The 12,606-nt window shown below is 49.5% G+C and carries 8 protein-coding genes and 1 pseudogene; 5 read left to right on the top strand and 4 right to left on the bottom strand.

All coding sequences use genetic code 11. The features are described 5' to 3' along the window. Window positions 1-288: 288 nt before the first annotated feature. Together QUA99_RS21225 and QUA99_RS21230 are read right to left on the bottom strand one after the other, a co-directional pair. The gene (locus tag QUA99_RS21225) at window positions 289-1,035 is read right to left on the bottom strand and encodes a pentapeptide repeat-containing protein (RefSeq protein ID WP_333240627.1); all 747 of its coding nucleotides are present in this window, start codon (window positions 1,033-1,035) and stop codon (window positions 289-291) included. 20 nt (window positions 1,036-1,055) lie between these two features. Continuing rightward, window positions 1,056-1,700 (bottom strand): hypothetical protein, encoded by a 645-nt coding sequence (locus tag QUA99_RS21230; protein ID WP_333240629.1) that lies wholly within the window; start codon window positions 1,698-1,700, stop codon window positions 1,056-1,058. 337 nt (window positions 1,701-2,037) lie between these two features. Here QUA99_RS21230 and QUA99_RS21235 point away from each other — a divergent pair, with 337 nt between their 5' ends. After that, window positions 2,038-2,349 (top strand): WGxxGxxG family protein, encoded by a 312-nt coding sequence (locus tag QUA99_RS21235; RefSeq protein WP_333240631.1) that lies wholly within the window; start codon window positions 2,038-2,040, stop codon window positions 2,347-2,349. A gap of 476 nt (window positions 2,350-2,825) precedes the next feature. On the opposite strand, the gene QUA99_RS21240 is transcribed toward QUA99_RS21235, so the two are convergent. Next, window positions 2,826-8,177, bottom strand: coding sequence for a PAS domain-containing protein (locus tag QUA99_RS21240; protein ID WP_333240633.1), 5,352 nt, complete (start codon window positions 8,175-8,177; stop codon window positions 2,826-2,828). Between the two features lie 182 nt (window positions 8,178-8,359). Here QUA99_RS21240 and QUA99_RS33215 point away from each other — a divergent pair. Continuing rightward, a pseudogene (locus QUA99_RS33215) lies at window positions 8,360-9,269 on the top strand (creatininase family protein). Between the two features lie 168 nt (window positions 9,270-9,437). Beyond that, window positions 9,438-10,193 (top strand): DUF561 domain-containing protein, encoded by a 756-nt coding sequence (locus QUA99_RS21255; protein WP_333240638.1) that lies wholly within the window; start codon window positions 9,438-9,440, stop codon window positions 10,191-10,193. A gap of 168 nt (window positions 10,194-10,361) precedes the next feature. Here QUA99_RS21255 and QUA99_RS21260 read toward each other — a convergent pair whose 3' ends face one another. Continuing rightward, complete coding sequence (locus QUA99_RS21260; RefSeq protein ID WP_333240640.1) at window positions 10,362-11,039, bottom strand: calcium-binding protein; 678 nt, start codon at window positions 11,037-11,039, stop codon at window positions 10,362-10,364. 80 nt (window positions 11,040-11,119) lie between these two features. Here QUA99_RS21260 and QUA99_RS21265 point away from each other — a divergent pair, with 80 nt between their 5' ends. Together QUA99_RS21265 and QUA99_RS21270 are read left to right on the top strand one after the other, a co-directional pair. Next, window positions 11,120-11,767 carry a DUF2301 domain-containing membrane protein gene (locus tag QUA99_RS21265; RefSeq protein ID WP_333240641.1) on the top strand — a complete coding sequence of 216 codons (648 nt, stop codon included), beginning with the start codon at window positions 11,120-11,122 and terminating at the stop codon, window positions 11,765-11,767. Window positions 11,768-11,894: 127 nt separating this feature from the next. After that, window positions 11,895-12,548 carry an ElyC/SanA/YdcF family protein gene (locus QUA99_RS21270; protein ID WP_333240643.1) on the top strand — a complete coding sequence of 218 codons (654 nt, stop codon included), beginning with the start codon at window positions 11,895-11,897 and terminating at the stop codon, window positions 12,546-12,548. Window positions 12,549-12,606 lie beyond the last annotated feature (58 nt).

Below are 12,606 nucleotides of genomic sequence, written 5' to 3' on the forward strand. Positions count from 1 at the left end.
TTCTAATGTCATATCACGCTATGGCAAACACTTCTCTAATCATAACGTACTCTGATCCTTTCCTTCAGGGCACTACCGTTTTTTATAGACCATCATATTTTTGGCTTTTTGTCAACCTCTTTTACTGGACTGGCGCTCTAGGCGGGTTTACTCTCATCTCGGATTTGTATTAGAGAGAAAGTCTGAACCCGCCCAAAAATTTACTTTTTGGCAATCCTTTCGGTAAACGCGCAACTGGCTTTTTTTCACGCTCGCGGTTATTTTACAGGAATAAATATTATCCAATATTTATGCAACAATGCTGCCGTCAGGCATGATTGTTCTTTTCAAAAGAGCTTCGCCCAGATTAGCTCCCGCCAAGTTCGCACCTCTGAGATTTGCCCCGGTCAAATTCGCCCCTCTCAAATCAGCTTTGCCGAGGTTTACCCACCGAAAATCGGCAGCGCTCAACTCTGCAAAACTGAGATTTGCCCTGAAAAGATATGCTCCAGTGAAGTGAGCTTCTCCGAGGTTAGCTTTAGAGAAATTCGCTGCATAACAATGTGCTTCAATCAATTCGGCTTGAGGGAGATTGGCTTGACTGAGATTAGCACAGTTGAAGTTTGCACCGATCGCATTAACTCGAAACATCACCGCACCGATTAAATTCGCATCACCTAAATCAGTTTGTTGGAGATTGGCACCGCTAATGTCCGCCCCAATTAAATTAGCACCGCTCAAATCAGCTCCTCTGAGGTCAGCCGCTTGGAGGTTTGTGCCAGTTAAGTTAGCTTTAATCAAATTAGTTTCTAACAGTTGCGCTCCGGAAAGATTTGCTAAACTGAGGTTAGATTCGGCGAAGTTTGCCGCAATTAATTTAGCCTTAAACAAGTCGGCTTTACAAAGGTTCGACCGCCAAAGATGCGCTCCTCTGAGATTTGCTTGTGCGAGATTAGCTTCGCTGAGATCCGGTTCTAGATTCGGGTTGAGATTTCTCCACTCAATCCAAGTAACTGCACCTTTTTTCAGGAGCGCTAAATGCTGTTTGTTTGCCATAATTACATCTCCTTTAACGGCTATTCCTTGCGACCAAAAATTGCTGGATTTTCCCTACCAGCCACGCTTTCCACCGCCGCAATTGCTGCCTGGGAACCTGCTATAATATCTCGTTCTGCGCCGCCGAGGTAAAGCCGTCCGAAACTACCGACAGCCTGAACCTCTAAGATGTTAATAGATGCGCCTTTTTCTGCTTCATTGGCCGCCAGCGCTGCATAGGCCGCCGGTTCTACTTCTAAGACGTAAAGCGTTTGTCCCGCCAGCAGCAACTGTCCGCGGCGGGTGCGGTTAATTAATTGTGTTTGGTGGGCGTCAATATTGCGAATAATTTGACTGGAAATCACTCGCGGTTTGATACATTCTTCTCTGCGGACTCCGATGAATTCTAGAATTGCTTTACCTGCGGCCCGCGTTTCCCCCTGCTGACTCGAGTGTACTTCCAGAAGGCCGTACAAGCGTTCGACTATCTGCACTCCCGGGCGCACGGAGGCAGATTTGAGGGCGACATCGGTAATTCGGTTAATTTCGATACCGGGCGAGATTTCTATCCACAGCGACGCATCCCCCGGCAGCGGCAAGAATCCGGCGGCGACTGTACCGATGTATGCTGCGTGCTGCGGCTGCAAATTGTCTAGAAATACGTAGCTGCGTAGCTCTATTCCCAAAAGTTTTTATCTCCGTCGATCGAGTTCCAACTGTTCTCTGTGCAATTGTTTGTGCAATATCTGAGTTTACCTTTTTTTGTCAACAACACCTTGTCTGTTGTCGGGAAATGCCGGAGTGCCTCACAACCTAGTGAGGTGCCAGACCCGCGATTTCTAGTGCCCGAGTGCCTCCGCGAGCAATTTTTAATTTCGTGCGCCTGCTAAAAATTTGATATCAATCTGTAGTTATACGTGGAACTTAGCAATGTTTACTGCTAGAGGTGGATTTAACTTTAAAAGCCGATCGATATAGTTGTGATAGTTAAAGATTTTTCCCAACGCAGAGAGCATTTGAATTATGAAACGTTCTGATTTATCCAAAGCAATCGGTGCAGGTATTATAGCTGCTGGTTTAGCCATAGCACCAGCTCATCTGCCTGCTTCTGCTCAGACAGATACAACTGGCGGTACTAACAGCACCACCACCACAACCACTCCTCGCTCCGATGTCTACAATACAGAAACCGATCGCGATTTTGATTGGGGATGGTTGGGATTGCTAGGCTTGTCTGGTTTGTTGGGTTTGATTCCCCGCAAACGCGAAGAAAATGTCCGCTATACCACTACAACTGGCGACCGCGACCCCGCCGTTCGCACCGACTACCGCTAAGAATCGAGTCTTAGGGCTGTGGGCATGATGCAGGGACGGGATGTTTTAACCTGTCCGACCAGCACAAATAATCATCAAAAAACCTCCATCGGTGGGGTTTTTTTGTTTGACATGATGCGCGATGGAACGACAATAGCACCCTCAAAATCAAGAGACATAGGAGTAAAAAGCAAGTCTTGAACCTGCAGGATGCTTGTTCCACAATTATGGGAGATGTCTAATCAGACATAACCAGACTTAAGATTACTGATATCAAATCCGGTAGCATCGGAATTGTCGCGGGCGGGGGCGGGTTTATTATATTGTAGATTATGGGCAATTATTGTTGGCAAACCCGCCCCTACAAAATTTAACATCATACAAGTCCAAGTCAAACGGAAATAATATTACCTCTTCCTTTCTTCTTCCCTTCTTCCTTCGCGTTCTTTGCGTCTTCGCGGTTCGTTAAATAAAGACTTTTCAGACACAAAAAGACCTTAAAAAATGTTTTTGCCAGAACGGTCAAGCAAATCCAAAATCGCCTGCACCAACTTGTCGGGCTCTAAAGGCTTAGCAATGTGGCGGTGGAACCCCGCAGCCAGGGCCTGCTGATAGTCAATTTCTCCAGCATAAGCGGTGAGGGCGATCGCCGGAACCAGTCCCCCTCGGTCGGGCGCCAGAGCCCGAACCTGCCGCAGCAACATATAACCGTCAGTGTCGGGCATTCCAATATCGCTCAACAGCAAATCCGGCACAGACTCAGCTAAAACCGCCAAGGCATCGGCGGCGTTAGCAACTGCTGTAACACTTGCCCCACAATCCTCAAGCATAAAAACCACCAAATCTCGCGCATCGGCATCATCATCCACCGCTAACACCCTGATACCGCTCAAATTGAAGGATTGTTCCGGCGGCGCAGTTCCCGCAGGACTTCTGTGAGGTTGCACGGGCATCAGGGGTATCCAGACGGTCAAGGTTGCGCCTTGGTCTTCGCCGGAACTGGCGGATTTCACCGTGCCGCCGTGGAGTTCGACGAGATGGCGGACGATCGCCAATCCTAAACCCAATCCGCCAAACTTGCGCGTCATCGTGCTGTCAGCTTGGCGGAAGTAGTCGAATACATAGGGCAGAAAATCAGGTTCGATACCTTTTCCGGTATCAGTTACAGTAATTTGGGCCAAGGTGTCAACCCGATCGAGAACGACTTGGATTTTGCCTCCCGGCGGGGTGAACTTGACGGCATTTGACAGCAAATTCCAGACTACCTGCTGAAGTCTCCCCGCATCCCCCAACACCGGGCCGAGATTCGGTGCAAATTGAGTGCTGATTTGAATCGATTTGACTTGGGCCGCCAGACGCACCGTTTCAATGGCAGCGCCGATGACCCCGGCTAAATCCACAGGTGCAATATTCAAGCTGACCTTGCCTTGCAAAATCCCCGACACGTCGAGCAAATCTTCGATAAGCTGGGTTTGCAGTTTGGCGTTGCGCTCGATCGTCTCTAAGGCGTAACGCTGCTTGTCCGGTGTCAGAATGTTCGATTGCAGCAGCTTCGTCCAGCCCACAATCGGGTTTAAGGGAGTCCGCAATTCGTGGGACAAAACAGCCAAAAATTCGTCTTTGACGCGGTTAGCCTGTTCTGCCTCTTCCCGCGCGGCCTTTTCCCGCGCCAGAAGGCGTTCCCGTTCCGCTGCGGCAAGTTTGCGATCGGTAATGTCAGTGTTGGTGCCGCACCAGCGCAGCACCTTGCCTCCACCGTCGCGAATCGGCACGGCGCGGGAGAGAAACCAGCGGTACGATCCGTCTTTGCCGCGCAAAGGGAAAGTATCTTCCCAGAGTTCGCCTGTTTCAATGCAGCGCCTAAATTTTTCGACAACCCGATCGAGGTGTTCCGGGTGCTGCACCTGCTGCCAGCCCCAGCCCTGCATTTCCTCTAGGGTGGTGCCCGTGTAGTCAAACCAGCGCTGATTGTACCAGAAAATCCAGCCGGTGGCATCTGTCATCCAGGCCAACTGAGCGATGTTGTCAGCTAGAGCGCGGAACCGAGCCTCGCTTTCGTGCAGCTCGTGCAGTGCTCGCGCGTGCAGGATCACCGTCCAGAGGCGAGCCACCACTTCTTGCATCAGCCAAACTTCATCGGGCCGCCAGTGCCGAACCACCTTTGATGTCACCAGCAAAAGAGCCACCCAGCGCCCTTCCTCAAGGCAGGGAACATCGACCAAAGCGCGAATCCACACGGCATCGTAGTTATCGAATAAAGGCGCTGTATGGGGGTAATTAGCGATATCTGAGATGACAAGTGTTTGACCTGCCATAGAGAGAGCTTTCAGTTCTGGGGTCTTAAAGTCTGAGATGGGATAGGTGCCGGCGGCGCTGGCAAGGTCGGACTGGTGCCAGTCTTGCCGGACAATTGCCCGATCGGCTTCTAAATCGATTTCATGCCACATGCAGCGATCGGCATTTAAATATTCTCCCAGACTGTGCATGGCTTCCCACATCATTTCTGCGGGGTCAGAGCGCTGCCGCAAGCGGAGTTCGAGCTCGGAGAGAAACTGCTCGTTGAGTTGGGCTTGTTTGCGATCGTGAATATCGGTATTCGTGCCGATCCACTCGACAACCTGGCCCCCCGCGCCGCGAATTGGCACGGCGCGGGACAAATGCCAGCGTTCCATTTGGTCTGCTGCCCGCCGCAGGCGCAGCTCAAGTTGATAAACTTCTCCGGTGATTTGACATTCTTGCCAGCGGGCAAAAGCTTCTGCCGCATCGGACGGCGGCACCAGGGACTCCCAATTGTTGTGAGCGGCTTCCTCGTAAGACATTCCCAGATATTCCAACCATTTTTGTTGATTGGTAAAACGAATTTCTCCGGCGGAGTCTACGTTCCAAATCAGGTGGGGCAGCGACTCAGCCAGGAAGCGAAAGCGGCGGTCGCTTTCTGCTAAGCTTTCTTCTGCTCGTTTGCGATCGTCAATATCAATCCCGATTCCCGCCCATTGCACCACCTGTCCCTTCCTGTCTTTGACGGGCACAAGTCGGGCTAAATGCCAGCGGTAGGTGTTGTCAAACCTGCGCACCCGACACTCAAATTCGTAGGCTTCCCCTGCTTCAATAGCCTGGGTGCGCGTAGCGACAACTGCTGGCAGATCGTCAGGATGAAATAAGTGCAGCACCGGCGCAGCCAGCGGCAATTCTGGCATCATGCCCGTATAGGTTTTCCAGTGTTGGTTGCAAAACTCTAACCTGCCGTCGGCAGTGTTGATCCACATTAATTCCGGGACGCCATCGGCGAGGGTGCGGTAGAGATTTTCGCTTTGCCGCAGTGCTTCTTCTATTTGCCGGCGCTCGGTTTTGTCCTGCATAATTTTCAGCAAACCTTGCACCTCGCCGGCGGCGTCGCGCAGGGGCCTCACCAGCCCGCTGCCCCAAAAGCGGCTGCCGTCTTTGCGGACGTGCCAGCACTCGTTTTCTGCCTTTTCCTGAGTCAGGGCGATGTGCCTTTCTGCTTCTGCCTTTCTAGCAGCAGAGTCTTCTGGGGTGAAGATGATTCGTCCGTCCTGCCCGACGATTTCAGCTTCGGTATAGCCCAGCAATCTCTGGGCGCCTGCGTTCCAACTGGTAACGTGTCCGTCGGTGTCGGTGGTGAAGATGGCGTAGTCTTTGGCACTGTCGAGAATCAACTGCAGGTGGGTTTCACGATCGCGCAGTGCTGCTTCTGCTTGTTTGCGTTTGCTAATGTCGGTTGTGAAGCCGACAACTTTGGTCGCTTCGCCTTGCTGGTTGCGGATCAAACAGGCGCGTTCCCAAACATCGATCCAGCGCCCGTCTTCGTGCCGGACTCGGTACTCGCTTTCGTAGCGCTCAACAGTCAAGAGTTCTGCCGTCTCGGCTTGGATGCGCGCCAAATCGACGGGATGGATGCGTTCTCTCCACCACTCTGGTGTTGTCTGTGCATCCTCTGAGCGGACACCGACGAGGGAGTACAGTCCCTCGGAACGGTAAACCGTGTTCGCTGCGAAATCCCACTCAAACACGATGCCGTCGATCGCCCTTGTGGCTAGCTGAAAGCGGTTGTTGCTTTCTTGCAAGGCGAGTTCGGTGATTTTGCGATCGGTAATTTCCTGTACCGCGACATTAATCCCGACAATCTCAGAGCCCCTGTCTTTGAGCGGCCACCAATTCTCCAGCCAAGTGCGAACAACACCGGGCTGAGCCTTGGTTTCACCCGTGAGTTCCAAATTCCGCATCGGTTCTCCGGTTTCGAGAACGCGGCCCAACAAAGGTTCGGCTGTGTCTGCCAACTCGGGGACAATTTCGCGCACGGTGCGGCCGATGTGCGCTTCGACGGACAAGCCGTTGATTTCTGCTAACTGCTGGTTGAGCCGCACGTACCGCAAATCTGTATCTAAAACGGCCAAACCGACGGGAGTTGTTTGGTAGAGCGACTCTATCTCTAGAAGTTGACGGCGCACGGTTTGCTCGCTCTCTTGTAGGGCGAGTTCGGCGTTTTTGCGATCGGTAGCGTCAAATAATACTCCGATAAACCGCACTGCTTCGCCTGCGGTGTCGTAGAGATAGCGCCCGAACGATCTCAACCAGCGGATTTCTCCGCTGTCGGCCCGGATGATGCGGTATTCGGGGGAGTAGAGCGATCGGGTTTGCCGAGCTGTTTCTATTGCCTCCAGGACTTGCTTTAAGTCGTCTGGATGCACGCAGTTTTGCCACACAGCCACGGTTGTTTCGCCGCTCGGTACCGGTTCGCAGCCCAAAATGCTGAAATGGGTCGCCGACCAAATTACTCGATTTGTTCGCACGTTTAAATCCCAGGTTGCCATGCCTGAGCCTTCGATGGCGATGCTCAAACGTTCTTCGCTTTGTTTTAAGGCAATTTCAGTTTGTTTGCGATCGCTGATATCTGTGAGGGTACCTACGGCCCGCACGGGATTGCCTGATTCGTCCCAAATTGCTCGCCCTCTAGCTAAAACCCATTTGTAGCGCCCGTCCCGACAGCGGATGCGGTACTCGCAGGAGTAATGTGAGGTTTCTCTATGCAAGTGCTGCTGCCAATTGCTTTGCATTATCTCCACATCATCGGGATGAATGTAGCTCAAAAATTGGCCCAAGTCCTTGAGTTCTTCGGGCTCGCGTTCCAAAATCTCTAAACCGCGATCGCTCAAAATCTGGCAATTGGTTTGCAGGTTGCGATCCCAAATGCCGTCGTTGCTGCCGGCACAGGCTAGCTGCCAGCGTTGTTCGCGATCGAACAAAGCTTCTTTGGTTCGATTGGCGCGATCGATTTGTACGGCGGCAACGGCAAAGTCTGCTAGGGCGAGCGCGATCTGCAAGTCTTCGGCATCGAATTGGCGGTCGGCCTGGTGAGATACAATCCATATTGCCCCCAGCGGTTGATTTTCTGCTTGCAGCGGCACGACTAACGCTTCGGCGATCGGCAATTCTAGCTGCTGCAAGTCGGTAAAGTATTGTTCGGGAGCGAAGTAAAGCTGGGGAGTTTGGCGATCGAACCAGGTTCCTGACAAACGCAATTTGCGGGGTGTGTTTCTATGTTCTGCTGCTTCCCAGGCTCCCGCCAAGGCTTCCCACTGAAAGATTTGTTCGGAACTGGCATTTTCTTCTAGCAAGCAGACTCCCACGCTTCCTGCGGCGCACAAATCTTTAGCGATCGCCACCAGTGTTTTGAGCAGCCTGTGGGGTGAGGTTGCCAATTGTCTGGCCAGCGTTTGCAGCGCTCGGTTTTCTGCTTTTCGATCGTGCGATCGAGGGGTGCGGCGCGACAGTTCATCGGCGATCGGAATATCAGTTAAATTAGTTTGTGGGGTTTGCCAAGCTTCCATCTATTAGTCGTCTCTATGTCTTTCGGTCTGAGCTGGCGATCGTATATCAGCGCCCTCTTAAAGCATTTGCTATAAATTATAGCATCTACCGAAAAACATAATTAGTTATCTCTCTTGGGAATTACTTTTTTGTTTTCAGGCTAGTTGATTGCCTTTGTTGCCTTTACTCTTGTCGCCACCTTATGCACAATTTTATTCTAAAATTGCGCTTTTTTCCAGAGCTAACTCGCACAGAAATTCCGTCTGTGCTGGCTTGGGAAAGTACTGCGATAGTTCAGTCGCTAGGTGCGATCGAACAGCACGGCCACCATTAACCTTTAATTGTAGATGTCCCAGGGCGGCGGTGACAGGTAAAGCGCTGGCAAAGTTGGATGCAAATATTCCCGCTTAGGCTTTGTCGCCTTTGCAGTCTGGCAAGTCGAACGAACACTGCCATTTTCCCGGTACAATTATGCTCAGCGATCGAACGCTTTTAGCAGTAATCGGGGAAATGGCAGACAGTATTTACCATGTTTGATTGCGGAAGTTAGTGTTAATGAATTGCCGCAGCGGACAGCCGCAGGTAATGGAAATGGCGGCGCGGGACATTCATCGCAAATATCAGGATTTTTCGGTTTTTCCGCTGTTTGTTTGGGGGGTTCCAAATGTGGCTGCTGAATTATTAACTGCGAAGGAGTTAGAGTTTGGGATTCACGCGGACGATGCAGAAACGAGTTTGATGTTGGCAATTTTGCCGTCGCAGGTAAAAATGGAACTGGCTGTTACAGAATATCCCAAAAATTTGCCTGGGAGCATCTCATATTTGTAAAAATACTTCTTTTGGCTCCTTCCTTCTGCCTCTTTCCTTCTGCCTCCTGCCTCAAAACTCCAATTTCTAGCTTGGCTGCAAAACTGAGATGCTCCCATTTGCCTTTTGCTTGGCTGACGCGAGAGTTGACTGCAAGCGGTGTGTTGGGCGATGCGACGGCGGCGGCGAAAGAAAAGGGAGATCGTATTCTCGAATCTCTCTCAGACGGCTGGGCACAAGTTATCAAAGATGTTTGCAAATTTCGACAGCCGCGCAGTAATTCGATTTTAGATTTTAGATTTTAGATTTTAGATTGGGGAATTGGGAATGACTGATTGTGTAGGAGTTGGGACTTTGCGTAGAGTTGCATTCTTTTTGAAGGGTGTAATTAAAAATTAAGAATTAAAAATTAAAAATAATTCTAATTTGTGTCAAAATGAGTCTAAGAAAATTTTTGAGTTGGAAAACTGACGATGAGTGTAAATTCTAAATTGCAGCGCGCATTTGAGCAAGGTCGCGCCCTGAAAATTATCAGCGGTTTAAATAATTTTGATGCCGCAAACGTTGCGGCTGTCGTCAAAGCAGCGGATCTCGGCGGTGCTTCCTTTGTCGATATTGCTGCCGATCGAGATTTGGTATTGATGGCAAAACAATTGACAAATTTGCCAATTTGTGTATCGGCTGTGGAACCGGAAAAGTTTGTGCCTGCGGTAGAAGCTGGCGCTGATTTGATTGAAATTGGCAACTTTGATGCTTTCTACGCAGTAGGCCGCCGCTTTGAAGCTGAGGAAGTTTTGCAGTTGACTCGCGAAACTCGATCGCTATTTCCGAACATCACTCTTTCTGTAACAGTTCCCCACATTTTGGCACTCGACAAACAAGTGCAATTAGCAACAGAATTAGTCAAAGCTGGGGCTAACATCATCCAAACCGAAGGCGGCACCAGCGCCCAACCAATTCACGCCGGCACCTTGGGATTAATTGAAAAAGCAGCGCCTACTTTGGCCGCAGCCTTTGAAATTTCCCGCGCCGTATCAGTCCCCGTACTCTGCGCTTCCGGCATCTCCAGCGTCACCGCACCCCTCGCTATTGGAGCCGGCGCTGCGGGTATTGGTGTCGGTTCTGCTGTCAGTCAACTTAATAGCGAAGTGGCGATGATTGCGGCTGTTCGCAGTTTGGTTGAAGCTTTGGCTTTGGTTTCGCGATCGCACTTGGCGGCTTCAATTTAATTAAGCAGGAAGAAGGAAGAAGGAAGAAGGAAGGAAGAAGGAAGAAGGAAGGAGGAAGAAGGAAGGAGGAAGAAGGAAGATTTTTCCCATTCCCCACTCTCCCCTTCTCCCACTCTTCCATTCTTCCCCTCTTCCCCTACCCCTATTTTCCCGTCTTCCAAAACTTCCTTAATAATTGATAAACCACACAGCATAATCATCTAATAACTGATTGTTTGGGGAACTTGCATCAACTGATTCTAAATCTGATAAAGGCAAGGTAAATTTTCTGCAATCGCCGACGCGCTCGACTTTCACAAAAATGTCGTCTTCCTGAATAACTAAATCCTCCAACCGAGTAATTGTAAAGGTATCGGTATAAGAAGGTTGAGTTTTTTTGAGCTTTGCATATTCTTTTTTGCTCCCTTCACCGATGACATATCCTTCTTCCCATTCAAAATCTTCTATGCCGGTAACGTAGCAGGGAAAGTGAAGATTTTGCTTGAGGTAGTCGAGATATTTGATTAAGTTTTCCCTGCTGACATCAATATCTTGAACGCGAAAAATTTTGCTAATTCTAATTTCAAATTGCTCAGCATTAAATTCAGGTTTTGGAGGGAGACGGCGCAATGCTTCGGGCTCGTAGGTTGCGCTCAATTCGGATAATTCCTCCAGCAGGCGCTGAAACTCGTTTACCGGTTTCGGTCTTCTACCTGCTACAATGGTTTCATCAAGCTGAACTGGAGGAAGTTCGGATTGCGAAGGAAGGGATTTGCTTCGATCGGGGCGATCGTCCAATTTAGATTGGTTAACTTTAGACTTGTTAACTTTAGGCTGGTTAAGTTTAGGCTTGTTAAATTTAGGCATCGCTCGGTCTCGCTGGATCGGTTTATCAATAAAGTATATCTTGGCAGAAGTACATTCGTGTCTGATAGGAGGAAGGTGTAATGCAACTACTGAAATCGCCTGATGAATCGCCAGTCTATCAAGGACAATTCGGCGAGTTTACGATTACTCAAAACGATCGCGCGGGAGTGTTTATTTACCGGGCTGGATTGGGGGTGGCGGCGCTGTGTTTTGCGATCGGCACTACTCTGGTGCTGCAACAGGGCGACAACCCGATGGCAATCCAAGCTGTAACACCTATTTTTGCTTGTTTTTGGATAGCTTTAGGCATCAGCTTAGCAACTATTCACATTTACATGATTGCGCTGCACCGAACACTACAGGCGTTTTGGGCGATCGGCGGCGCGGCAGCACTGTTTGTCGCCGTACAAAGCAGCGAACCCTTAGCTTTAGCAGTGTACGAACATCCAGCCACGTTGTGGGGGATTGGCTTTACTTTTGCCGCCTTAAATGGCATTTATTTTAAAGAAGCTTTCTGTTTCAACCGTCTAGAAACTAAGTTTTTGACTCCCGGAGTTCCTCTCTTAATTTTAGGACATATTTTTGGTTTTTTGTCCCCCGAAAACGAACAATTGTTGCTAGGAGTTTGGGCTATTTTGTTTATCATCTTTGCTGTGCGCAAGTTTTTTCAACCGATGCCGCAGGATATCGGGGATAAGAGCGTTTTTGAGTATTTGAAACACCAATAATTTGGGAATGGGGCATTGGGAATCGGGCATTGAGCATTGGGAAATTCTATCACTTTCCCACTATTTCCCTCTTCCCCAGTCTCGCCGAATCTGCCTCCATACCCGAAAACATCTAGAGCGAGTTAAAATGAGAATTCGTCTAATCCGCCGTCGAGAAATGTGGGCAATTACCAGAGAAGGTTGGGTAATTGCTATCATGGGGTTAATCATTGCAATGCTCTTAATTATCACAAATATTCATCCATTCTTGGCAGTAAATGCGCCGATTAAAGCAGATATCTTGGTTGTCGAAGGCTGGTTGCCGGATTATGCGATAAAAAGTGCGCTCGCTGAATTCAAAAAAGGCGAATACCGCCAATTAATTACCACAGGAGTTCCTTTAACTAAAGGCTTCTATCTCGCTGAATATAAAAATTATGCCGCACTAACTGCCGCGACTTGTATTGCGCTAGGATTTGATAAAAACAAAGTAGTAGCAGTACCAGCAGCGAGTGTTGTCAAACACCGCACTGCTGCTTCTGCGATCGCACTTCGAGATTGGCTGGCTGCTTCTGCGCTAAAAGTTGACTCAATTAATCTTTATTCTTCTGGCCCTCACGCCCGCAGAAGTTGGATTGTTTTCAAAGAAGTGCTAAATCCTGACATTAAAGTCGGGATTATAGCTGCAAAACCGCAAGATTACAACCCACAAGAATGGTGGAAATCTAGCGACGGTTTTCGGACGGTAATCGGAGAAATTATTGCTTATATTTATGCCCGTTTCGTTGATTGGAAAGCTTAGTCAGTAATTGTCAACCTCCCTCTTAATTCCCTTCGCGTTCTTAGCGCCTTCGCGGTTC

It is taken from the genome of Microcoleus sp. F10-B2 (assembly GCF_036704965.1).
In the GTDB taxonomy this organism is placed as follows: Bacteria; Cyanobacteriota; Cyanobacteriia; order Cyanobacteriales; family Microcoleaceae; genus Microcoleus.

Coding starts and splice junctions, on each gene's coding strand:
- QUA99_RS21265 (WP_333240641.1), top strand. CDS start 11,120: ATGCAACTACTGAAATCGCCTGATGAATCGCCAGTCTATCAAGGACAA.
- QUA99_RS21255 (WP_333240638.1), top strand. CDS start 9,438: ATGAGTGTAAATTCTAAATTGCAGCGCGCATTTGAGCAAGGTCGCGCC.
- QUA99_RS21225 (WP_333240627.1), bottom strand. CDS start 1,035: ATGGCAAACAAACAGCATTTAGCGCTCCTGAAAAAAGGTGCAGTTACT.
- QUA99_RS21260 (WP_333240640.1), bottom strand. CDS start 11,039: ATGCCTAAATTTAACAAGCCTAAACTTAACCAGCCTAAAGTTAACAAG.
- QUA99_RS21235 (WP_333240631.1), top strand. CDS start 2,038: ATGAAACGTTCTGATTTATCCAAAGCAATCGGTGCAGGTATTATAGCT.
- QUA99_RS21240 (WP_333240633.1), bottom strand. CDS start 8,177: ATGGAAGCTTGGCAAACCCCACAAACTAATTTAACTGATATTCCGATC.
- QUA99_RS21270 (WP_333240643.1), top strand. CDS start 11,895: ATGAGAATTCGTCTAATCCGCCGTCGAGAAATGTGGGCAATTACCAGA.